Source organism: Cellulomonas sp. PS-H5 (assembly GCF_019265565.1).
Classification (GTDB): Bacteria; Actinomycetota; Actinomycetes; order Actinomycetales; family Cellulomonadaceae; genus Cellulomonas.
The window spans coordinates 13,299-35,028 of sequence record NZ_JAHVCI010000030.1 but is presented as its reverse complement, the minus strand read 5'-3'; the positions used below and the strand labels follow the sequence as shown (position 1 = coordinate 35,028).

Below are 21,730 nucleotides of genomic sequence, written 5' to 3'. Positions count from 1 at the left end.
GGCGGCGCACCTCAGCGCCCCCGCATCAGGTCGCGGACGCCGTCGCCGGCGAGGTTCGCCGCCAGGGCGATCACCAGGACCGCCAGGCCCGGGAAGATCGGCACCCACCAGGCCTGCAGCAGGTACGCCATGCCCTGGGCGGCCATCGCGCCGAGCTCCGGGGCGGGCGCCGGCGAGGACAGCCCGATGAACGACAGCCCGGACAGCGCGACGACCAGCCCGCCGACGTCGAGGCTCGCGGCGACGACGATCGTGGAGCGGACCCCCGGCAGCAGGTGCCGGGTGACCCGGGTGCCCCACGGGGTGCCGGCGAGCCGGGCGGCCTCCAGGTGCGGCCGGGCGGCCCACGCGCGGACCTCGCCGCGGACGAGCCGCGCGTACAGCGGCCACCAGACCACCGCGACGCCGACCAGCGCCGAGGTGAACGACGCGCCGAGCGCGGCGGCGACGGCCATCGCGATGACCAGGCCGGGCAGCGCCAGGAACAGGTCGGTGGTGCGCATCAGCAGCGCGTCGACCCAGCCGGGCAGCGCCCCGGCCAGCAGGCCGATCAGCCCGCCGACGAGCACGCCGGACGCGATCACGATCGCCGCGGCGACCAGGCTGGACCGCATGCCGAACAGCAGGCGGGACAGGATGTCGTAGCCCAGCGCGTCGGTGCCGAGCAGGTGCTCGGGGCTCAGCGGCGGCAGGAACGCCTCGCCGCTGCGCAGGACCGGCGAGTGCGGCGCGAGCACGGGGGCGGCGAGCGCGACGGCCACGATCAGCGCGAGCGCGCCGATGGCAACCAGGTCGACGCCGAGGGCGCGGTGCCGGACGGCGGTGACGCGGGCCCAGCGGCGGGCGGCGCGGGTGGTGGCGCCGCCGGGGGAGACGGCGAGGTCGGCGGTGGTCACAGCGCGGCTCCGATCGTGGGGGTGGCGACGCGGTCGCGGCGGTGCTGCGGGCCGGGGATCGCGCCGAGCAGCGTGCGGGTGTACTCGTGCTGCGGGCGTTCGCAGACGTCGTCGGTCGGGCCGACCTCGACGATCCGGCCCTCGCGCATCACGGCGACCCGGTCGGCGACGATGCGGGCGGCCGCGAGGTCGTGCGTCACGAACAGCACGGACATCCCGAGCTCGCGGCGCAGCCGGCCGATCAGGTTCAGCACGGTGGCGGCGAGCGACACGTCGAGCGCGCTGGTCGGCTCGTCGCACAGCAGGACGGTCGGCGGCACGATGACCGCGCGGGCGAGCGCGACGCGCTGCCGCTGGCCGCCGGAGAGCTGGTCGCCGCGGGCCCGCGCCGTCTCCGGCGGCAGGCCGACCGTGCGCAGGGTGTCGAGGACGCGGTCGGTGCGCTCCGCGCGGGACATGCCCGTGACGTGCGCCTGCAGCCGCTCGTCGAGCATGGTGCCGACCCGGAGCCACGGGGTGAGCGAGGCGCCGGCGTCCTGGAACACCATCTGCGGGGCGGCGCCCGCGGCGACGGTCACCTCGCCGGCGGTGGTCGTCTCCAGCCCGGCGACGACGCGCAGCAGCGTCGACTTGCCGCAGCCGGACTCGCCGACCAGGGCGACGGCCTCGCCGGCGCGGACCTCGAGGTCGACGCCGCGCAGCGCGGGCAGCTCGCGGCGCTTCCACGGCGGGCCGCTGCGGAACACGCGGTGCGCGTCGCGGACGGTGACCGCGGCGCCCTCGCGCAGGACCACCGGGGGCCACACCTCGGGCAGCCCGGGGGCGGGCGCGCCGGGGGCGAGGTCGAGCACGCCGTCGGCGCCGACGGCGACGTCGTCGTCCGCGGGGGCCTGGGCCTGGGCCGTGGCGGCGGCCGCGGGTGCGGTGGCGCTCGCCGGGGCCACCGGCATCGCCGCCAGCGGCCGGTCCCGCGGGGTCCGCAGGTCGATCCGCGACCGCAGCAGGTTCTTCGTGTACGCGTGCGTCGGGTTGCCGAACACCTCGTCGACCCCGGCGGACTCGACGATCCGCCCGTGCTGCATCACGGCGATCCGGTCGCAGACCTGCGCCGCGACGCCGAGGTCGTGGGTGACGAACACGATGGAGCAGCCGATGTCCTCGCGCAGCGTCAGCAGCAGGTCGAGGATCTGCGCCTGCACCGTGACGTCGAGGGCCGTCGTCGGCTCGTCGGCGAGGATCAGCGAGGGGCGGCGGGCGACGGCGAGCGCGATCATCACGCGCTGGCGCAGGCCGCCGGACAGCTGGTGCGGGTAGGCCTTCAGCCGGTCGGCGGCGCGGGGGATGCCGACGTCCTCCAGCAGGGACAGCGCGTGCGCCCGGTCGCGGGTGACCTCGCCGAGCTGGCGCCCGATCGTCATCGTCGGGTCGAGCGACGTCATCGGGTCCTGGAACACCGCGCCGACGTGCTGCCGGCGGGCGGCGCGCCGAGCCGCGTCGGGGGCTCCGATCATGTCGGTGCCCGCGAGGTCGACCGCCCCGGACACCACCGGCCGGGCGGAGGCGGGCAGCAGGCCCATGACCGACAGGCCGAGGATGCTCTTGCCCGAGCCGGACCCGCCGACCAGGCCGACGACCTCGCCGCGCTCGACGGTGAGGTCGACGCCGCGGACCGCGTGCACGGTCTCGCCGTCGCGGGTCAGCCGGACGTCGAGGCCGTCGACGCGCAGCACGGGGCTCTCGGCAGCGGGCATGGCGGTCTCCTTGGGGAGGGAACGAGGGACGGAGCCCGGGACGGGGCCGGTCAGGGGGTGACGACCCCGCCCCGGGGTCAGGGGTGGCGCGGGGTCAGCCCCGGCCGAGGGCCGCGAAGTGCAGCACGTCGTACTCGAGGACGTTCTGCGCCTCGGTCGTGCCGGTGACGTCCGGCGTGGTCAGCAGGGTGGTGTTGAGCGACCCGATCGAGTACCAGTAGCGCGTGGCGTTGATCGCCTCGGCGACGGGGGCGTACGCCGTGATGTCCTCGCTGGCCCGGGCGGTGTCGAGCAGGTCGGTCAGGCCCGGCACCTCCGCGCCGAACAGGTCCAGGCCGCCGGCCGGGGTGTAGATGATGCTCGCCCAGGCGTCCGGGTGGCCGGCGTCGGGGAACACGGAGAACACCGCGAGGTCCGGGCCCTCGGCGCCCTCCTCGGCGATGCCGTAGATCGTGCCGGCGGAGTAGGCGACGGCCTCGGCGGGGATGCCGGCGGTGCTCAGCCGCGAGCCGAGCTCCTCGGCGACGGCCTTGCCGTCCGCGCTGGACCCGGCGTACGCGATGCGCACGGTGCCGGAGCCCGGGGTGCCCAGCGCGTCCCAGGCGCCCTCGTCGTAGGTGATGCCCTGGTCGTCGATGCTCGCGTCGACCATGCCCTGCGGGAACAGCTGGTCGGTCGGCACCTCCAGGCTGCCCATGGCCTCGTCGATGATCGACTCCTTGTCGATCCCCGCGAACAGCGCCTCGCGGTCCGCGACGTCGGCGAGCCAGGCCGAGCCCGGGTTGACGTAGATCATCTGCGTCGTGAAGTTCGGGAAGGTCGACGTCGTGACGTCCTCGCTGCCCTCGAACGACTCGAACGAGGTCTTGTTGAGGTTGCCGAGGATCGCGTCGATCGCGCCGCGCTCGAGCTGCAGCTGCGCCGACGAGGCGTTCTCGGCGACCTGGATCTCGATGGACGTGAGCTCCGGGGCGTCGCCCCAGTAGCCGTCGTACGCGGTGAGCTCGTAGCGCTCGCCCGTCTCGACCGCGGTCAGCTCGTACGGGCCGGTGCCGGCGTCGTGCGTCGTCAGGTAGGTCTGCGCGAAGTCGTCGCCGGCCTCGTCGGCGAGCACCGTCGGGCTCACGAGCTTCACGCCGAACGGCGAGGCGAGGTAGTCGAGGAACGCGGCGTTCGGCGCGGTGAGCGTGACGACGGCGGTGAGGTCGTCGGGGGTCTCGACGGACACGACGTCGCCGACCATGTACGCCGGGCCGGCGTCGACCTGGGCGCGCCGCTCGAACGACGCCTTCACCGCCTCGGAGGTGAGCTCGGTGCCGTCGTGGAACGTGACGCCCGACCGCAGGGTGAACGTGTAGGTGAGGCCGTCGTCCGAGACGGTCCACTCCTCGGCGAGCTCCGGGACGATCGTCGGCTCCTCGACGCCGTCCTGGTAGGCCACCAGGCCCTCGTAGGTGTTCTCGATGATGTTGAGGCCGGGGCCGTCGTAGTTGACGTCCGGGTCCGGCGGCGTGGTGTAGCCGGTGAGCATCACGGCGGTGAAGGTGTCGTCGCCGCCGGCGGACCCGCCGCCGACGGTGCCGCTCTGCCCGCAGGCGGTCAGGGCCAGCAGCCCGGCCACGGCGGCGGCCGCGGCGGTCGTGCGCGTGCGGGCGGCGGTGCGGGGGCGGCGGGCGGACCGCGTGGTGGCGCGGGCGGTGCTCGGGCTCATGCTCGGTGCCTCTCGGTCGGGGGTGCGTCGACGGGTGCCGGAGGGGGAGGCCGCGACGCCGAGGGGAGGGGAGGTGCGGTGAGGGCGGACCCTGCGATCCGCGCCGTGGTGCGGCCGACGCATTTCCTGTCGGTGACCGGAAAAGTAGACCCGGGTCGTTGCCACGGGGTTGCGCGGTGTTGCCGGGACGTAAAATCTATCTGTGACAGGTAATGGGCTAGCCTGGCCGCTCCCGACCCCGAGGAGCCCGCCCGTGACCGACCTGCTGCTGCGCGACGTGCGCCTGATCGACGGCACCGGCGCCGACCCGCGGCCGGGCACGGACGTGCTGGTCTCGGACGGCCTGATCGCCGCCGTGGGGCCCACCGGGACCGTGGTGCCCGGCGCGGCGACCGCCGACCCGGCGCGCCTCGCCGTCCTCGAGGGGGCCGGCCGCACGCTGCTGCCCGGGTTCCTCGACTGCCACGTCCACGTCAGCACGTCGCCCGGCGGCGACACCCTCGGCACCGTCCTGGCGCCGGAGTCGCTGCTCACCCTGCGGTCCGTCCCCCACCTGTCGGCGACCCTCGACGCCGGGGTCACGACCGCCCGCGACCTGGCCGGGGCGGACTCCGGGTTCCGGGACGCGCTGGAGCAGGGGCTGGTGCGCGGCCCGCGGCTGCAGGTCGCCATCCGGATCCTGTCGATCACCGGCGGGCACGGCGACTGGCGCACGATCGAGGGGGTGGCGCTGGACACGGGTCCCGGCGCGGGGGCGGTGGCCGACTCGCCGGCCGAGTTCGTGCGCGCGGTCCGCGAGGTGCTGCGGCAGGGCGCCGACTGGGTCAAGGTCGCCGCGACCGGCGGCATGGGGAGTCCCCGCAGCCACCCGGAGTCCGGCGGCCTGTCCGAGCCCGAGCTCCGTGCCGTCGTCGAGGAGGCCGACCGGCACGGCGGGGTCGGGGTCGCCGCGCACGCGCAGGGCGCCGCGGGCATCGCCGCCGCGGTCCGGGCCGGGGTGCGCAGCGTCGAGCACGGCTACCTCGTCGACGACGCCACCATCGACCTGATGGGGGAGCGCGGCACCTGGCTCGTGCCGACGCTGTCCACGTTGACCCGCCCGGTGGCGGACGGGGTCGCGCCCTGGGTCGCCGCGAAGCGCCGCGCTCTGAAGGACACCGCGCGGGAGCGGCTGCACGCGGCGATCTCGGCCGGGGTGCCGGTCGCGCTCGGCACCGACGCCGGCATCGCCCCGCACGGCACCAACCTCACCGAGCTGGCGCTGCTGGTCGAGCACGGGCTGTCGCCGGCCGCCGCGGTCGTCGCGGGCACCTCCGGGGCGGCGCGGATGCTCGGGATCGCGGACCAGGTGGGCACGGTGGCACCGGGGCTGCGCGCCGACCTGGTGCTCACCGACGTCGACCCGCTCACCAGCATCGACGCGCTCGCGGACCCCCGCCGGGTGCGGGTCGTGGTGCAGGATGGGCGGGTCGTCAAGGACGCCCGCGCCGACGACGGGAGGACGGTGGACCGTGGCTGAGCAGGCCGAGGCCGCGCCGCGCCGCCGGGGCCGGCCGCGGTCGGCCCCGCGCGCGAACTCCGCGCTGAGCACCCGCGAGGAGATCCTGGCGGCCGCCGCGTCGCTGTTCGGCTCGCAGGGCTACACCGAGACCACGACCCGGCAGATCGCCGACGCCGTCGGCATCAAGCAGGCGTCGCTGTACTACCACTTCGCCGACAAGAGCCAGATCCTGCGCTCGCTGCTCAAGGGCACCGTGGCGCCGTCCGTGCAGTTCGCCGATTGGCTGCGCACCGCCGGCCCGGACGGCGGCCCCGTCGACCCGGCCGCCGCGCTCGCCGGGCTCGCGCGGTTCGACCTCGACGGGCTGCTGCGCGACCGGTGGAACCTGCACGTCGTCTACCGGCTGCTCGACATCGCCGAGACCGAGTTCCTGGAGACCCGGGAGAGCCAGGTCGCGCTGCGCGGGCACTACCGCGCGCTGTCCGTGGCGGTGCTGGACCGGCAGGGCGTCGACGCGTCGGCGCTGCCCGACACGGACCTGGAGCTGGCGTTCGGGCTGGTCGAGGGCATCATCAGCCAGCGGCAGTGGGGCGACGACGGCACCCGCGCGGCCTACGCCGAGGCCGTGGTGCGCGGCTGCCTGCGCCTCGTGCACGTCCCGGAGCCGGACATCGCAGGAGCCGTCGCGGCGGGCGAGTCCCTGGCGGCCCGCTTCCGCGAGGCGGTCCCCCAACCGGACTGACCTCCCGCTCCCGCCGAGATAGGACCTCCTCGTCGAGATAGGTCCGTGCGGGGTCCTATCTCGGCGCGCGCGTCCTATCTCGGCGGGGGTAGGCACCCGGGGACGGCGACGGCCCGCTCACCGGAGCGGTGAGCGGGCCGTCGGCGCGCGGAGCGGTGGGGCGTCAGACGCCCGCCTTCTCCTTGAGGTCCGTGACGAAGTCCGGGTTCTCGTCGAGCCACTGCTGCGCGGAGCCGGTCGGGTCCGAGCCGCCGTTCTCGTTGAACATGAGGTTCTCCAGCGAGAACAGCTGCTCGTCGGTCAGCTCGAACGCGCCGATGAGCTTGGTCAGCGTCGGGTAGTCCTCGCCGAAGCCGGTGCGGCCGACGGTGTGGATCTCCTCGGCCTCGCCCATGGCGCCCTCGGGGTCCTCGAGGTCGCGGACGGGGTAGGCGTCGTACGCCCAGTGCGGGCGCCACAGGGTGACGGCGATGTTCTCGCCGGCGTCGGTCGCGCCCTTGAGCTCGGCGAGCATCGCCGGGGTCGAGGAGACGACGAACTCCATGTCGTCCAGGCCGTAGGTCGGGATGGCCTCGTCCTGGGTGATCCGGGTCAGGCCGGCGCCGGACTCGATGCCGACGATCCGGTTGCCGAACGCGTCCGCGTTCTCGGCGAGCTCGTCGATCGAGGTGATCGGCGCGTCCTCGTTCACCGCGATGGTGAGGCGGGCGTCGTCGTACCACACGCCGAGCTGCTCCATGTCGTCGCCGTACTGCTCGAGGTAGTCCTCGTGCGTCGTGGGCAGCCACATGTCGAAGTTGACGTCGAAGTCGCCGCCGGCGAGGCCGGTGTAGACGACGCCGGCGTCGGCCTCCTGCGACTCCACCGTGTAGCCGTCCTCCTCCAGCATGGTCTGGAACAGCGCCGACACGGCGATGCCCTCGTCCCAGCCGGAGTGCACGCCGATCGACACGGTGGGCAGGTCGCCGTTCTCGAGGCGCTCCTCGTCGGAGGCGCTGCCGGAGCCGCCGTCGGAGGCGCAGGCCGTCAGGGCCAGGCCGGCGACGAGCGCCGAGGCGGCGAGGGCGGAACGGCGGGTGCGGGTGCGCATGCGTGTCCTTCCGTGGGCGCGCGGCGTCGTGCCGCCGCCCGGGTGGGGGTGGGTGGGGTGCGGGACCGCCGAGCGGCCCCGGTGGGATGAGGGGCGTCAGGCCTTCGTCGCCGCGGCGACCGCGCGGGCGGTCTTCGAGCGGGTGCCGAACGCCGAGGTCACGCGGTCGAGGAACATCGCGAGGATGACCACGGCCAGGCCGGCCTCGAAGCCGAGCGAGACGTTGACGCGCTGCAGGGCCTGGACGACGTCGCCGCCGAGGCCGGGGGCGCCGGCCATGCCGGAGATGACCACCATCGACAGGGCGAGCATGATCACCTGGTTGACGCCGGCCATGATCGTCGGCATCGCCAGCGGGAGCTGGATCTGCCGGAGGATGCGGCCGTCGGAGGAGCCGAACGCGTGCCCGGCCTCGACGACCTCGCGGTCGACCTGGCGCAGTCCGAGCTCGGTGAACCGGACGCCGGGCGCCATCGCGAAGATGACGGTCGCGACGATGCCGGGGACGACGCCGACGCGGAAGATGACGACGGTCGGGATCAGGTAGACGAAGGCAGGCATCGTCTGCATGAAGTCGAGCACCGGTCGGACGGCCCGGGAGACCCGGTCGTTGCGGGCGGCCCAGATGCCGAGCGGGATCGCGATGACGAGCGCCACGACGCTCGCCAGGATGACCAGCGCGAGGCTGTCCATCGCGTTCTCCCACTGGTTCACGCCGGCGATGACGACCAGCCCGGCGAGCGTGCCGACGGCGAGCTTCCAGCCCTTCGCGAACAGCGCGATCAGCGCGAGCGCGACGGCGATGAACCAGAACGGCGGGCCGCTGAGCACGGTGTCGAGGCCGTCGTAGGCGCCCTCGAAGATGCTCTTGATCGCGGAGAACAGGCCGCGGAACGTGGTGGTCACCCAGTCGACGGCGACGTCCACCCACTCGCCGAGCGGCAGGCGGGGGACACCCTGGTCGGTGGAGTCGAGGGCGAGGATCGGGGCGGTCACGCGCGCACCTCCGTCGTGTCGGCCGCACGGCCCGCGCTGGGGGCGGCGGTGGTGGCGTCCGGCGCGGTGCCGAGCGGGTCGGCGTCCGGCGCCGGGGCGGTGGCCGCGGTCGGGTCGGCGTCGCCGGCCGCGGACGTGCCGGACGTCGCGGCCTGGTCGGCCGTCGGGGTGCCCTTCGGCGGTGTGCTGGTGTCGACGGGGACCATCGCCTCGAGCAGGATCGCCCGGGGGATGACGCCGACCAGGCGGCCCTTGTCGTCGGTCACGGGGACCGGCAGCGGCGACTCCGCGGCGGGCGCGAACACCTCGGCCAGCGGGGTGTCGACGGACACCGAGGTCAGGCTGTCGTCGATCAGGCCCTCGAGCGTGTCCTTGCCGGCGCGGGTGGCGTCGACGGCGTCGGCGTCCCGGACGATGCCGCGCAGCACGCGGGTGCGGTCGACGACGTAGGCCGCGGCCACCTGGGCGTCGCGCATGGTGCGCAGCGCGAGGCGCGGGCCGCCCCCGGCGAACGCGACGGCGGCGGGCCGGCGCATCACGGAGGACGCGGTCAGCACGCGGGTGCGGTCGACGTCGGCGACGAACTGCGCCACGTAGTCGTCGGCGGGCGCGGACAGGATCTGCTCGCTGGTGCCCACCTGGACGACGCGGCCGTCGCGCATGACGGCGATCCGGTCGCCGAGGTACATGGCCTCGTTGAGGTCGTGCGTGATGAACACGATCGTCTTGCCCAGCGTCTGCTGGAGCTCGAGCAGCTGGTCCTGCATCTCGCGGCGGATCAGCGGGTCGAGCGCGGAGAACGCCTCGTCCATCAGCAGGATGTCGGTGTCCGCGGCGAGCGCGCGGGCCAGGCCGACGCGCTGCCGCATGCCGCCGGACAGCTCGTGGGGGAGCGAGTCGCCCCACTCGCCGAGGCCGACCATCTCGAGGGCCTCGTCGGCCTTCTTCCGGCGCTCGGCCTTGTCCACGCCCTGGAGCGCCAGCGGGTAGGCCGCGTTGTCACGCACCGTGCGGTGCGGGAGCAGCGCGAAGTGCTGGAACACCATGCTGACCTTGCGCTGCCGGATGGACCGGAGCTGGGCCGCGCTGACGGCGCTGAGGTCGTCGTCCCCGAGGACGACGCGCCCGGCCGTCGGCTTGAGCAGCCCGTTCAGCATCCGGATCAGGGTCGACTTGCCGGAGCCCGAGAGCCCCATCACCACGAAGGTCTCGCCGCTGCGGATCTCCAGGTCGGCGTCGATCACCGCCGCCGTGCCCCACTGGCGCACGTCCTCGCGGGACGACCCGTCGCGGAGCCGCTTCACCGCCTCGTTCGGCCGGCGGCCGAACACCTTGTACACGCCTTCGACGCGCAGTCCTGTCACTCATCCACCTCGTCACGTCATGACGCGCGGCCCCATCCCCTCCGCGGGCGGAGGTCGGGTGCGCCCCGGGGGTGGGGCGCGCCGGGGGCGCAGCGTCGGTCGGCAGCGCCGCGCGGCCCGCCCGGAGGGGGCCGGTTGCGCGGCGGCGGGACACGCCTCGGCCCTCGCTGCCGCACCCCGGGGGAGGGGCGCTGCGAGGGCCGGAAGCAGGCGTCGCACGCCGACCATTCGTCGATCTGGTCGGGATCCACCGTGCCCCATCTCGGCGCGGATCGCGAGGCGCGGACGTGTCGAAACGGTGCGTCGTGGGACGATTTTACCTAGGTAAAGTCGGTCTGACCTGCAACTTTACCATTCCTTGTATTGTTACCGCTTTGTGACCTGGCGGTCGGGGACCCAGGGGTGCCGACCCGGGGGACGTCCCCCGGACGGGTGGGTGGCGCACCGGGTGCCGCCGGGCGCACCCCGCACGGGACGATGGTGGGGTCCGACCGACCCGGGGCGCCACCGCGGCGCACCGGCCCCGCACGAGGAGCACGCCATGTCCGCCACCCAGCCGGCCCCCGCCGGACCCGCCGGCCCGGCCGCGGCCCACCCCGGCGGACCGCACCCCGCCGCGTACGCCCCCGGGGCGCCGGTCGCGACCGTCCCGGTGCACCTCACCGCCGACCTGCCGCGCGGCGCGATCTGGGCGCCCGGGGTGATGGGGCGGGCCTGGCGGGAGTACGGCTACCTGTTCCTCGCCCTGCTGATCGCGCCGTTCGCCTTCGCGTACGCGGTGGTCGCGGTCGTGCTGCCCCCGTCGGTGGCGATCACGGTCGTCGGCCTGTTCGTCGCGGGCTGGGTGGTCGTCGGTGGTCGGATGTGGGCGGCGCTCTACCGGGGGATGGCGCGCGGGATGCTCGGCACCTCGATCGCGGCGCCCATGCCGCGTCGCCGGCGGCGCGGGTTCTGGCGCCGGCTCGGGGTGCTGCTGGGCGACGCGCCCGGCTGGCGTGGGGTCGCGTTCGGGGCGCTGTCGCTGCCGCTCGCGATCGTCGGGTTCGTGGTGCCGACGACGTTCCTCGCCGTCGCGCTCGGCGGCACCACGCACTGGTTCTGGTACCGGTGGCTGCCGCTGCAGGAGGCGTCCGACGGCACGCTGCACCGCGGGGCGTCGTTCGGCACCGACTACTTCATCGACACCCCGCCGCGGCAGTGGATCCTGATCGCCGTCGGCCTGCTGGCCTTCCTCGCCTGGCACCGGCTGACGCTCGGGTTCGCGCACCTGTTCCGGCTGCTCAGCACCAGCCTGCTCGGCCCGACCGCGTCCAGCCTGCGCGTCGCCCACCTCGAGCAGACCCGTGGCACCGCCGTGACCGACGCCGACACCCGGCTCCGCCGCATCGAGCGGGACCTGCACGACGGCACGCAGGCCCGGCTGGTGGCGGTCGCCATGCAGATCGGCGACGCCCGGGACCGGCTCGCGCACGAGCCCGGCGCCGACCCGGCCACGCTCGGGCTGCTCGACGAGGCGCACGGCGCGCTCAAGGACACGCTCACGGAGCTGCGCGAGATCGCCCGGGGCATCCACCCGCCGGCGCTCGACAACGGGCTGGCGGTGGCGCTGGAGACGCTGGCCGCGCGGAGCCCGGTGCCGGTGACCGTCGACGTCGACCTGGCCGCCGCCCGGCCCGCGCCCGAGGTCGAGACGATCGCGTACTTCGCGGTCGCCGAGCTGCTCACGAACGTCGTCCGGCACTCGGGCGCCACCGGGGCCTACGTCCGGGTCGAGGCCGACGGCGGCGCGCTGTGGCTGCGGGTGCGCGACGACGGCCGGGGCGGGGCTCGCCTCGGGCTGCCCGGGGCGTCCGGCGGCTCGGGCCTGGCCGGCCTGGCCGACCGGGTGGCGACGGTCGACGGCGAGCTCGACGTCGACAGCCCGGTCGGAGGCCCTACGGTGGTGACCGTGCACCTGCCGCTGAGCGCTCGATGAGCCGACCGGTTCCCCGCCCGCCGCACGTCCGCACCCCGGCGGGGGGTGCCCCGTGCGGGTCGTGATCGCCGAGGACTCGGTGATCCTCCGCGACGGGCTCGCGGCGCTGCTCGCCCGCCGCGACCACGAGGTGGTCGCGGCGGTCGGCGACGGGGACGCGCTCGTCGAGGAGGTCGCCGCGCTCGCGGCCGCCGACGCGCTGCCGGACATCGCCGTGGTCGACGTGCGGATGCCGCCCGGGTTCACCGACGAGGGGCTGCGCGCCGCGCTGACCCTGCGCGAGACCCACGCGGGCCTCGGCGTGCTGCTGTTCTCGCAGTACGTCGAGACCCGGTACGCCGCGCAGCTGTTCGGCGGCGACGCCCGCGGGGTCGGCTACCTGCTCAAGGACCGGGTCGCCGACGTGTCCGACTTCCTCGACGCGCTGGAGCGGATCGCCGCCGGGCGCACCGTGCTCGACCCCGAGGTGGTCACGCAGCTCATGGGCGCCGCGCGCGTCGACCCGGGCATCACGCGGCTGACCCCGCGGGAGTCCGAGGTGCTGGAGCTGATGGCGCAGGGCCGGTCGAACGGGGCGATCGCCGACGCGCTCGTCCTCACGTACGGCGCGGTCGAGAAGCACGTGACGGCCATCTTCGGCAAGCTCGACCTCGCCCCCGACGCCGGCGACCACCGCCGCGTCCTGGCGGTCCTCCGCTACCTCAACCTGGAGGCCTGACCCGGCGGCTCCTGCCCCGGCGCTCCGGGCGCGCGTCCCCGCCCGAGGTCGGTGGTTGCGCCCGAGGTCGTCGGTTCCGCGCCCCCTCCCGCGGACGGAAACCACGACCTCGCGCTAGCGTCGGTCGGGCGCGCCCGCGCCAGCCGACGGAGGGACCCCGCCATGCCGAAGCTCACCGCACCGCAGCTGCTCTGGACGGGCGTCGTGCTCGTCGTCGTCGGGATCATCGGGGGCTGGATCGGGCAGGCGCTGTTCATCGAGCTGCTGTACCGGGCCTCCTGGCTGTACGGGTTCGCGCAGACCGTGGGCAGCGCGTTGACGGTGGTCGGCGCGACGATGATCGGCGGGGCGTTCGTGGTGGGTGCGCTCCAGCGCGGGCCGTCGGCGCCGCGGCCGGCTCCGTCGGGGCAGCCGTACGGCGGCGCGCCGGGGCAGCCGTACGGCGGCTACCCGGCGGCGGGCGGGTACGGCGCCCCCGCGCCCGCCCCCGTCCCGGGCGGGTACGGCGCTCCGGCGGGCGGTGGGTACGGCGCTCCGGCAGGCGGTGGGTACGGCGCTCCGGCGGGCGGCCACCCCGCGCCGGGCGGGTACGGCACCGCACCCGAGGCCGGCGGGTACGGCCCGACGCCCGGCGCGCCTGCGCCCCAGCAGGCCGCCCACCCGTCGACACCGGGTGCGCCCGCGACCCACCAGGACGGGTACCCGGCTCCGTCGGCCGAACCCGGGCCGGCGCCGGCCCCCGAGCAGGACCGCCCGACCCCCTCGGCGGGCGACCGCTAGCCCGCCGACCGCGGCGCGACCACGCTCGGCGGGGACGACCGGTCGCACCGTGCTCGGCGCGGCGCTGGTCGCCGGCTCGTTGGTGCTCGCGGGCATGCGACGGCACGCCGGCGCGGTGCCGGAGCCGGGGGACAGCCCCCGTCCGACGTCGGGTTGACCGCCGCGCAGGACGGGGGTCGCACCCGTTCTGACCTGCGGTTCCGTTCGACAGGCTGGTGCCGTGCCCGATCGCCGGGCACCCGCGCGGGAGGCCGCGCGGTCCCCTCGGGAGCGCCGCCATGTCGACCGTCCTGCCTGCACCGTCCCGCGAGGCGAACACCCTCGCGCTCTCCGCCGGTCCCGCACCCACCCGCCCGGTCCGCGGCGCCCCCGCCCCCGCGGTCGGGGCCCCTGCGGCGGCCGCACGGCCCCGTCGCGACCCGTTCGTCGACGGCGTCCGCGCCGTCGGCATCCTGCTCGTCGTGGCGCTGCACTGGCTGATGGTCGAGGCCACCTGGGACGGCGAGTCGCTGGTCGTCGGCAACGCCCTCGCGCACGGCGGCGCGTGGCTGCTGACCTGGCTGCAGCCCTTGCCGCTGCTGTTCTTCGCCGCCGGGGCCGCGGCCCGCTACGACCTCGACCGGCACCCCGGCGAGCCCGGCTGGCGGTTCGCGGGCGTCCGGCTGCTGCGCATGGCGCGGCCGGTGGCGGTGTTCGTCGGGGTGTGGGCGCTGCTCGTCGCGGCGCTGCCGTGGCTCGGCGTCCCCACCGCTGCCGTCGACCGGGTCGCCCGGATCGTGCCGCAGCCGCTGTGGTTCCTCGGCGTGCAGATCGGGCTGCTCGCGCTGACGCCCCTGCTGCTGCGGGCCCTGCGTCGGTGGGGCGCCGCCCGGGTGCTGGTCGTCGCGGCGGCGCTCCCCGTGGTCGTCGACCTGCTGCGGTTCTCCGACGAGGTCGGGCTGCCCGGGGCGCCGAACGTGCTGCTGGTCTGGGCGGTGCCGTACCTGGGCGGTCTGGTCTACGCCGCCCGCCGGCTCGCCGCGCCGGAGGACGTCGCCGCTCGCGACCTCGTCCCGGAGCGCACCGCGCTGACGCTGCTCGCGCTCGGCGGCTTCGCGGCCACGGTGCTGCTCCTGGCCGTCGGCCCGTACCCGCGGTCGCTGATCGGGATGCCCGGCGACGCGCTCTCCAACCTCGCCCCGCCGACCGCCCCGGTCGTGGGCTTCGCGGTGGCGCAGGTCGCGGCGGCGCTGCTCGCCCGGGACGCCGTCGCCCGGTGGGCCGCCGGGTCGCGGCTGGTGCGCTGGGCCGGGGCGCGGTCGATGGGGCTGTACCTGTGGCACCTGACGGCGATGTTCGCGGTGTCGGGCGTCGTCCTGCTCGGGGTCGGCGAGGTGCTGCCGGAGCCGTGGACGTGGGACTGGTGGGCGACCCGGGTGTCGTACCTCGGCGCGGCGGCGGCGGTCCTCGCGGGGCTGGTCGTGGCGAGCCGCGCGGCGGAGCGGCTCCTGCCGGGGCGCGCGCGGGCGTGAGGTCGTCACATCGCGGGGGAAGCGTCCGCGCCCGCTCCCAGCCGGCTCCCAGGTCCGGGTGCTGGGCTGGACGCGTGCTGCACGAGCCGATCCGACGACGGACCACCGCCCTGCCCGCTCCCGTCGAGGACGGCGGCACGCGCCGGCCCTGGCGCGTCCGGCGCGCGGGCCTGCTCGACGTCAACCCGCTCGCCCGGATGATCGCCGCGCACCGGCCGTTCGTCGACCTCGACGGCGACGGCGAGCCCGACCCCGGGCCGGACCCGGAGCAGGCGGGGCCGGCGACCCGGCTCATGCTGAGCCTCGGCGCGATGGAGCACGGCGAGGTGTGGCTCGCCGACGCGGACGACGGCGCCCACCCCGAGGTCGCCGCCGTCGCGGTCTGGCTCCCGCCCGACGCGGACCGCCTCGGCGCCGACCTCCAGCGCGTCGTCACCCGCGAGCTCGGCGTCCGGCTCGACCCGCACCCCGAGCCGGCCCGCGCGCCGACGCGGGCGATCGCCGAGGCCACCGCCCGCACGCTCGCCCTCGTCCGGGAGTCGGGCGCGGAGCGCGTGCTCGTCCTGCTGGCCGACGACGGCCGCGCGGACGCGGGGGAGCGGGAGGCGCTGCTCGCCGACCTCCTGGCGCCCGTCGCGGCCGAGCAGGCGGCCCAGGGCCGGGACGTGCTGGCGGTGACCGTCGACCCCGCCCAGATGGCGGACCTCCGCGCGCTCGGGTTCACGGAGGTGGCGCGCACGCCGCTCGGGGCGGCGTCGCTCTGGCTCGGCGCGCTGCGGTCCGGTGCTCGGCGCGACGGCGCTCGGGCTCAGGCCGCGATCGCGACCGCGTAGCCGGCGGCGTCCTCCTCGAGGTCGCCGGTCTCGCCCTCGGCCACCGCCCGGCGGCCGAGCACGATCGTGTAGGTCCAGAACGCGGCGAGCGCGATCGCGCCGATGACGATCTTCAGCCACCACGGCAGCGTCGAGCCGGTCACGAAGCCCTCGACGACGCCGGACAGCAGCAGCGCCCCGGCCAGCCCGATCACCACGGTGATGAGCGCCCGCCCCTCCTCGGCCAGAGCCCGCGCCCGCGGCCGCCCCTGCGGGTCGACCCACGCCCAGAACAGCCGCAGCCCCGCGGCGCCGGCGACGAAGATCGAGGTCAGCTCGAGCAGGCCGTGCGGCGTGATGAGCTGGAAGAAGATGCCCAGGCTGTCGTGCGCGGCCATCATGCCGCCGGTCGCGCCGACGTTCACCGCGTTGTTCGCGAGCACGTACAGCGTGCCGACCCCGGAGATGCCGAGCGCCACGCAGAGCGCGGCGACCCACGCGTTGTTCGTCCACACCACGGCGGCGAACCCGGCGCCGGGGTCGTAGTAGGACGCGAACGCCTCGTCCACGTACTGCTGCCGCTCGCTCGGGGTGCCCATCGCGGCGAGCGCGTCGGGGTTCGTCGCCACCCACCAGCCGGCGACGGTCGCGACGGCGACGCACGCGAGCATGACGCCGACCGTCCACCAGCGCAGCCGGTACAGCGCGGCCGGCAGCGACAGCACGACGAACCGGCGGACGTCCCGCCAGGCGGGCTCGTGCGTCCCCGCGATCCGGGACCGCGCGCGGGCCAGCAGCTGGGACAGCCGGGCGACCGCGTCCGGGTCGGGCGCCGAGGACCGGATGGTCGACAGGTCGGTCGCGGCGGCCTGGTAGAGCCGGACGAGCTCGTCCGCCTCGGCGCCGTCGAGGCCCCGCCGCCGGGACAGCTCGTCCAGGCGCGCCCAGGAGGGCTCGCGCACGGCGGAGAAGGCGTCCAGGTCCACGCCCGATACCCTGCCACACGAGGCCCGGTCCCGACCGGGTGACCTGGGGCGGGACGTCGGCGGAGGTGGGGCGTGCAGGACGAGGGCATCGTCATCGGCGAGGGCGTGCTGCTGGACGCGCGGCCGACGTCGTTCGCCAGCCGGCTCGCCGGCGCGGTGATCGACCTGATCGCGCTCGGCGTGGTGGCGATCGCCGTGGCCTGGGTGCTCACCAGGTTCGTGGTCGTCGCGCCGAGCCAGGACGTCCTGCAGATCACGTTCGTCGTGGTGATGGTCACCGTCCTGGTCGTCATCCCGACGACGGTCGACACGCTGACCCGGGGCCGGTCGCTCGGCAAGCTCGCCGTCGGCATCCGGGTGGTGCGCGACGACGGCGGCCCGATCCGGTTCCGCCAGGCGTTCGTCCGGGCTCTGGTCGGCATCCTGGAGCTCTGGCTGACCCTGGGGTCGGTCGCGCTCATCACCTCGCTGGTCAACCCCCAGGGCAAGCGGCTCGGCGACATCCTGGCCGGCACGTACGCCGTCCGGGTGCGCGGCCGCACCGAGAACCGGGCGGTCGTCGTCATGCCGCCGTTCCTCGCGCCCTGGGCGCAGCAGGCCGACGTGGCCCGGCTCCCCGACGGCCTCGCGCTGTCTGTCCGCCAGTTCCTCGGGCGCGCGCCCCGGCTGCACCCCGGCTCGCGGTACGCGCTCGGCCAGCAGCTGGCCGGCGAGGTCGCCCGGTACGTCGCCCCCGGGCCGCCGGCCGGGACCCACCCGGAGGCGTTCCTCGCCGCGGTGCTCGCGACCCGGCGGGACCGCGAGTACGACGCCGCCACGCGCGCGGCCCAGCGCTCGGCGACCGAGGCCGTGACGCTGCACCGGCTGCCGCACGGCGTGCCGGACCCCACCCGCTGAACCACGTCGTGGACGCCCCGGCGGCGGCCCCGGTACCCCTCGTACGGTGACGGCGCCGGGAGCAGCCGGCGCGGACACGACGAGGTGAGGCACGTGCAGGACCAGCTGGGAGCGGTGCTCGACCAGGTGCTGGCGCGGAACCCGGGGGAGCCCGAGTTCCACCAGGCGGTGCGGGAGGTGTTCGGCAGCCTGGGGCCCGTGCTGGAGCGGCACCCCCGGTACGTCGACGCGGCCGTGCTGGAGCGGCTCTGCGAGCCCGAGCGGCAGATCGTGTTCCGGGTGCCGTGGGTCGACGACGCCGGACGCGTGCAGATCAACCGCGGGTTCCGGGTGCAGTTCAGCACCACGCTCGGCCCGTCGAAGGGCGGCCTGCGGTTCCACCCGTCGGTGAACCTCGGCATCGTGAAGTTCCTCGGGTTCGAGCAGATCTTCAAGAACTCGCTCACCGGCATGCCGATCGGCGGCGGCAAGGGCGGCTCGGACTTCGACCCGCGCGGCCGCTCGGACGGCGAGGTCATGCGGTTCTGCCAGTCGTTCATGACGGAGCTGGCCCGGCACATCGGCGAGTACGTGGACGTGCCCGCGGGCGACATCGGCGTCGGCGGCCGGGAGATCGGCTACCTGTTCGGCCAGTACAAGCGGATGACCGGCCGGTACGAGTCGGGCGTGCTCACGGGCAAGGGCGTGACCTGGGGCGGCTCGCTCGTCCGCACCGAGGCCACCGGGTACGGCGCCGTGCTGTTCGCGCAGGAGATGCTCCGCGCCGCCAACCGGTCGCTGGACGGCCAGCGCGTGGTCGTGTCCGGCTCGGGGAACGTGGCGCTGTACGCGGTCGAGAAGGCGCAGCAGCTCGGCGCCGACGTCGTCGCCTGCTCGGACTCGCGGGGCTACGTCGTCGACGACCAGGGCCTCGACCTGGCGCTGCTGCAGCAGGTGAAGACGGTCGAGCGCGGCTCGCTGGCGGACTACGCGGAGCGGCGCGGCGGGTCCGCGCGGTACGTGCCCGGCCGGCGGGTCTGGGAGGTCGGCGCGACGGTGGCGCTGCCGTGCGCGACGCAGAACGAGCTCGACGGCGACGACGCCCGCGCGCTGGTCGGCTCGGGGCTGGTGGCCGTCGCCGAGGGCGCGAACATGCCCACGACGCCCGACGCGGTCGCGGTGCTGCGCGAGGCCGGGGTGCTGTTCGGCCCGGGCAAGGCGGCGAACGCGGGCGGCGTGGCGACGTCGGCGTTGGAGATGCAGCAGAACGCGAGCCGCGACTCCTGGTCGTTTGAGTACACCGAGCAGCGGCTCGCGACGATCATGCGGGACATCCACGACCGCTGCGCCGCGACGGCGGACGAGTACGGAGCCCCGGGCGACTACGTCCTGGGCGCCAACGTGGCGGGCTTCCTCAAGGTCGCCGACGCGATGCTGGCGCTCGGCGTCGTCTGACGCCCGCGCCGCGCGCGCCGAGGTAGGACCGTTCCGCCGAGGTAGGACCGTCCTGGGTCCTATCTCGGCGCGCAGGTCCTATCTCGGCGAGCAGCGGAGCGCGGGCCGGTCAGTCCCGGGCGCACTCCGCGGGGGCGCCCGCCGGGTCGTCCACCAGGCGGTGCAGGAGGCGGAGCAGGTCGTCCTGCTCGGCCGGTGCGAGGCGCGCCAGCAGCTCCTCCGCGTGCCGGCGCCGCTCGGCGTCCGCCTCCGCCAGCACCGCGCGGCCCTCGTCCGTCACGGCCACGAGGGTCGCGCGGCGGTCGGTCGGGTCCGGCCGCCGCTCGACGAGGCCGGCGCGCTCCAGGTCGTCGACCAGCGAGGTGATCGACCGCGGCACCACGTCGAGCGCTGCGGCGAGCGCGGTCTGCCGCTGCGGCTCCTCGCGCGCCACGACCCGCAGCAGCCGGTGCCGGGACGGCGTGAGGTCCACGCGCTCCCGGACGTCGCGCCGCATGGTGTGCAGGGCCCGGCGGAGCAGCCAGAACAGCTCGTCGCCAGGGTTGCCCGGGGCGGGGTGGCGGTGCGCGGGGGCCGGGGTGACGGGCGTCATGCGACCCACGATAGCGAGTTCCGCACATAGAGAGGTACCCTCTCTATCGGAATCGTCCCCCTGGAGGCCCCATGTCCATGCACGGAGGAGGGGGCGGTGGACCGGCGATGTACCGGTCGTTCCGCCTCGACCCGTCCGTCGCCCGGCGTCGCATCACCCGCGACGTGCTGCGGCGCATCCTCGCCTTCGCCCGCCCCTACCGCGGGCTGCTCACCGTGTTCCTCGTCGTCGTCGCGCTCGACGCCGCGATCGGCGCGGTCACCCCGCTGCTGTTCCGGCAGATCATCGACCACGGCATCGCGCAGGGCCGTACCGGGCTGGTGCTCGGGCTCGCCGGCGTCGTGGCGCTGCTCGCGGTCGTCTCGGCCGGGCTGACGCTCGCGTCCCGCTGGTTCTCCGCGCGGATCGGCGAGGGCCTGATCCTCGACCTGCGCACGCAGGTGTTCGACCACGTGCAGCGGATGCCGCTGGCGTTCTTCTCCCGCACGCAGACCGGCGCGCTCGTGCAGCGGCTCAACGGCGACGTGCTCGGCGCGCAGCAGGCGTTCACCTCGACGCTGTCGAACGTCGTGTCCAACGTGCTGACCGTCGTGCTGGTCATCGCCGCGATGCTGTCGCTGTCCTGGCAGATCACCCTGCTCTCCCTGGTGCTGCTGCCCGCGTTCGTGCTGCCGGTCCGCGCGATGGGCCGCCGACTCGCGGGCGTGACGCAGGAGTCGTACACGCTCAACGCCGCGATGGGCCAGACGATGACCGAGCGGTTCAACGTCGCCGGTGCGCAGCTGGTCAAGCTGTACGGCCGCCCCGAGGACGAGACCGCGGAGTTCGCCTCCCGCGCCGCCCGGGTGCGGGACATCGGCATCACGTCCGCGATGTACGCCGCGGTGTTCCGGATCGGGCTCACGCTGATCGCCGCGGTCGCCGTCGCGATCGTCTACGGGCTGGGCGGCGTGCTCGCGATCCAGGGCTCGCTGACGGTCGGCGTGGTCGTCGCGCTCACCTCGTACCTGACCCGGCTGTACGGCCCGATCACGTCGCTGTCGAACGTCCAGGTCGACGTCATGACGACGCTGGTCTCGTTCGAGCGGGTCATCGAGGTGCTCGACCTGAAGCCGACCGTGGCGGACGCGCCCGACGCGCGGCCGCTGCCCGCCGACGTCGCGAGCACCGCGAGCGTCGAGCTGGACGACGTGTCGTTCCGGTACCCGGCCGCCTCCGAGGTGTCGCTGGCGTCGCTGGAGTCCGTCGCCCGGCTGCAGACCGAGGTGCCGGGCACGACGCTCGAGCACGTCTCGTTCACGGTCCCGCACGGCCACCTGGTCGCGCTGGTCGGGCCGTCCGGCGCGGGCAAGACGACGATCTCCGCGCTGGTCGCGCGGCTGTACGACGTCACGTCCGGCACCGTCCGCGTCGCGGGCCAGGACGTCCGCGAGGTCACCCAGGAGAGCCTGCGGGACGCCATCGGCATCGTGTCCCAGGACGCGCACCTGTTCCACGACACCATCCGCGCGAACCTGCTGTACGCCCGGCCCGGTGCGACCGACGCCGAGCTGGAGCAGGCGCTCCGGCGGGCGCAGATCTGGGACCTGGTGTCCCGGCTGCCGGACGGCGTCGACACCGTGGTGGGGGACCGGGGCTACCGGCTCAGCGGCGGCGAGCGGCAGCGGCTGGCCATCGCCCGGCTGCTGCTCAAGGCGCCGCCGGTCGTGGTGCTCGACGAGGCGACCGCGCACCTGGACTCCGAGTCCGAGGCCGCGGTGCAGCGGGCGCTCGCAGAGGCGCTCGTCGGGCGGACGGCGCTCGTGATCGCGCACCGGCTGTCGACGATTCGCGAGGCGGACTCGATCGTCGTGCTCGACGGCGGGCGGGTCGCCGAGCAGGGCACGCACGCCGAGCTGCTGGCGGCGGGCGGGCTGTACGCCGAGCTGTACGAGACGCAGTACGCGACGGCGCGCTGAGGGCGTACGACCGGCC

Annotated in this window: 18 protein-coding genes; 10 read left to right on the top strand and 8 right to left on the bottom strand. The window is 75.4% G+C overall.

The annotated features are described in order from the left end of the window. Positions 1-11 precede the first annotated feature (11 nt). From J5O08_RS21015 to J5O08_RS12525, 3 genes are all read right to left on the bottom strand, one after another. Positions 12-896 (bottom strand): ABC transporter permease, encoded by an 885-nt coding sequence (locus tag J5O08_RS21015; protein ID WP_218707206.1) that lies wholly within the window; start codon positions 894-896, stop codon positions 12-14. Then, on the bottom strand, positions 893-2,647 hold the full coding sequence (locus J5O08_RS12530; protein WP_218707204.1) for an ABC transporter ATP-binding protein: 1,755 nt from the start codon (positions 2,645-2,647) through the stop codon (positions 893-895). Before J5O08_RS12530 ends, J5O08_RS21015 begins: the two co-directional genes overlap by 4 nt. Before the next feature lie 94 nt (positions 2,648-2,741). Further along, positions 2,742-4,358, bottom strand: coding sequence for an ABC transporter substrate-binding protein (locus J5O08_RS12525; RefSeq protein ID WP_218707203.1), 1,617 nt, complete (start codon positions 4,356-4,358; stop codon positions 2,742-2,744). 253 nt (positions 4,359-4,611) lie between these two features. On the opposite strand from J5O08_RS12525, the gene J5O08_RS12520 reads away from it, so the two are divergent. Further along, a complete protein-coding gene (locus J5O08_RS12520; protein WP_218707202.1) occupies positions 4,612-5,877 on the top strand; it encodes an amidohydrolase family protein in 1,266 nt (421 codons plus the stop codon). Next, positions 5,870-6,601 carry a TetR/AcrR family transcriptional regulator gene (locus J5O08_RS12515; RefSeq protein WP_218707201.1) on the top strand — a complete coding sequence of 244 codons (732 nt, stop codon included), beginning with the start codon at positions 5,870-5,872 and terminating at the stop codon, positions 6,599-6,601. Before J5O08_RS12520 ends, J5O08_RS12515 begins: the two co-directional genes overlap by 8 nt. A gap of 163 nt (positions 6,602-6,764) precedes the next feature. On the opposite strand, the gene J5O08_RS12510 is transcribed toward J5O08_RS12515, so the two are convergent. The 3 genes from J5O08_RS12510 to J5O08_RS12500 all read right to left on the bottom strand — a co-directional run bounded on the left by J5O08_RS12510 (position 6,765) and on the right by J5O08_RS12500 (position 10,051). After that, on the bottom strand, positions 6,765-7,691 hold the full coding sequence (locus J5O08_RS12510; protein WP_218707200.1) for a glycine betaine ABC transporter substrate-binding protein: 927 nt from the start codon (positions 7,689-7,691) through the stop codon (positions 6,765-6,767). Between the two features lie 96 nt (positions 7,692-7,787). After that, the gene (locus J5O08_RS12505) at positions 7,788-8,687 is read right to left on the bottom strand and encodes a proline/glycine betaine ABC transporter permease (RefSeq protein WP_308281597.1); all 900 of its coding nucleotides are present in this window, start codon (positions 8,685-8,687) and stop codon (positions 7,788-7,790) included. Next, positions 8,684-10,051, bottom strand: a complete 1,368-nt coding sequence (locus tag J5O08_RS12500; protein WP_218707199.1) for a glycine betaine/L-proline ABC transporter ATP-binding protein — start codon at positions 10,049-10,051, stop codon at positions 8,684-8,686. Before J5O08_RS12500 ends, J5O08_RS12505 begins: the two co-directional genes overlap by 4 nt. 541 nt (positions 10,052-10,592) lie before the next feature. On the opposite strand from J5O08_RS12500, the gene J5O08_RS12495 reads away from it, so the two are divergent. The 5 genes from J5O08_RS12495 (at position 10,593) to J5O08_RS12475 (ending at position 15,868) form a co-directional block, all read left to right on the top strand. Continuing rightward, complete coding sequence (locus J5O08_RS12495; RefSeq protein ID WP_255589737.1) at positions 10,593-12,026, top strand: sensor histidine kinase; 1,434 nt, start codon at positions 10,593-10,595, stop codon at positions 12,024-12,026. 52 nt (positions 12,027-12,078) lie between these two features. Next, a complete protein-coding gene (locus J5O08_RS12490; protein ID WP_218707198.1) occupies positions 12,079-12,744 on the top strand; it encodes a response regulator transcription factor in 666 nt (221 codons plus the stop codon). A 162-nt stretch (positions 12,745-12,906) separates the two neighbouring features. Then, complete coding sequence (locus tag J5O08_RS12485; RefSeq protein ID WP_218707197.1) at positions 12,907-13,524, top strand: hypothetical protein; 618 nt, start codon at positions 12,907-12,909, stop codon at positions 13,522-13,524. A gap of 278 nt (positions 13,525-13,802) precedes the next feature. Further along, the gene (locus J5O08_RS12480) at positions 13,803-15,035 is read left to right on the top strand and encodes an acyltransferase family protein (RefSeq protein WP_218707196.1); all 1,233 of its coding nucleotides are present in this window, start codon (positions 13,803-13,805) and stop codon (positions 15,033-15,035) included. A 74-nt stretch (positions 15,036-15,109) separates the two neighbouring features. Next, complete coding sequence (locus J5O08_RS12475) at positions 15,110-15,868, top strand: hypothetical protein (RefSeq protein WP_218707195.1); 759 nt, start codon at positions 15,110-15,112, stop codon at positions 15,866-15,868. Here J5O08_RS12475 and J5O08_RS12470 read toward each other — a convergent pair. Continuing rightward, a complete protein-coding gene (locus J5O08_RS12470) occupies positions 15,844-16,833 on the bottom strand; it encodes a stage II sporulation protein M (protein WP_218707194.1) in 990 nt (329 codons plus the stop codon). The two genes, J5O08_RS12475 and J5O08_RS12470, sit on opposite strands and share 25 nt — an antisense overlap. Before the next feature lie 72 nt (positions 16,834-16,905). Here J5O08_RS12470 and J5O08_RS12465 point away from each other — a divergent pair, with 72 nt between their 5' ends. Then, the gene (locus tag J5O08_RS12465; RefSeq protein WP_147794047.1) at positions 16,906-17,730 is read left to right on the top strand and encodes an RDD family protein; all 825 of its coding nucleotides are present in this window, start codon (positions 16,906-16,908) and stop codon (positions 17,728-17,730) included. A 93-nt stretch (positions 17,731-17,823) separates the two neighbouring features. Continuing rightward, positions 17,824-19,164: an NADP-specific glutamate dehydrogenase gene (gene gdhA, locus J5O08_RS12460; protein ID WP_218707192.1), complete on the top strand. Its 1,341-nt coding sequence runs from the start codon at positions 17,824-17,826 to the stop codon at positions 19,162-19,164. 109 nt (positions 19,165-19,273) lie between these two features. Here gdhA and J5O08_RS12455 read toward each other — a convergent pair whose 3' ends face one another. Continuing rightward, positions 19,274-19,756, bottom strand: coding sequence for a MarR family winged helix-turn-helix transcriptional regulator (locus tag J5O08_RS12455; protein WP_218707191.1), 483 nt, complete (start codon positions 19,754-19,756; stop codon positions 19,274-19,276). 71 nt (positions 19,757-19,827) lie between these two features. Between J5O08_RS12455 and J5O08_RS12450 the strand changes: the two genes are divergently transcribed. Further along, on the top strand, positions 19,828-21,714 hold the full coding sequence (locus J5O08_RS12450; protein ID WP_147794044.1) for an ABC transporter ATP-binding protein: 1,887 nt from the start codon (positions 19,828-19,830) through the stop codon (positions 21,712-21,714). Positions 21,715-21,730 lie beyond the last annotated feature (16 nt).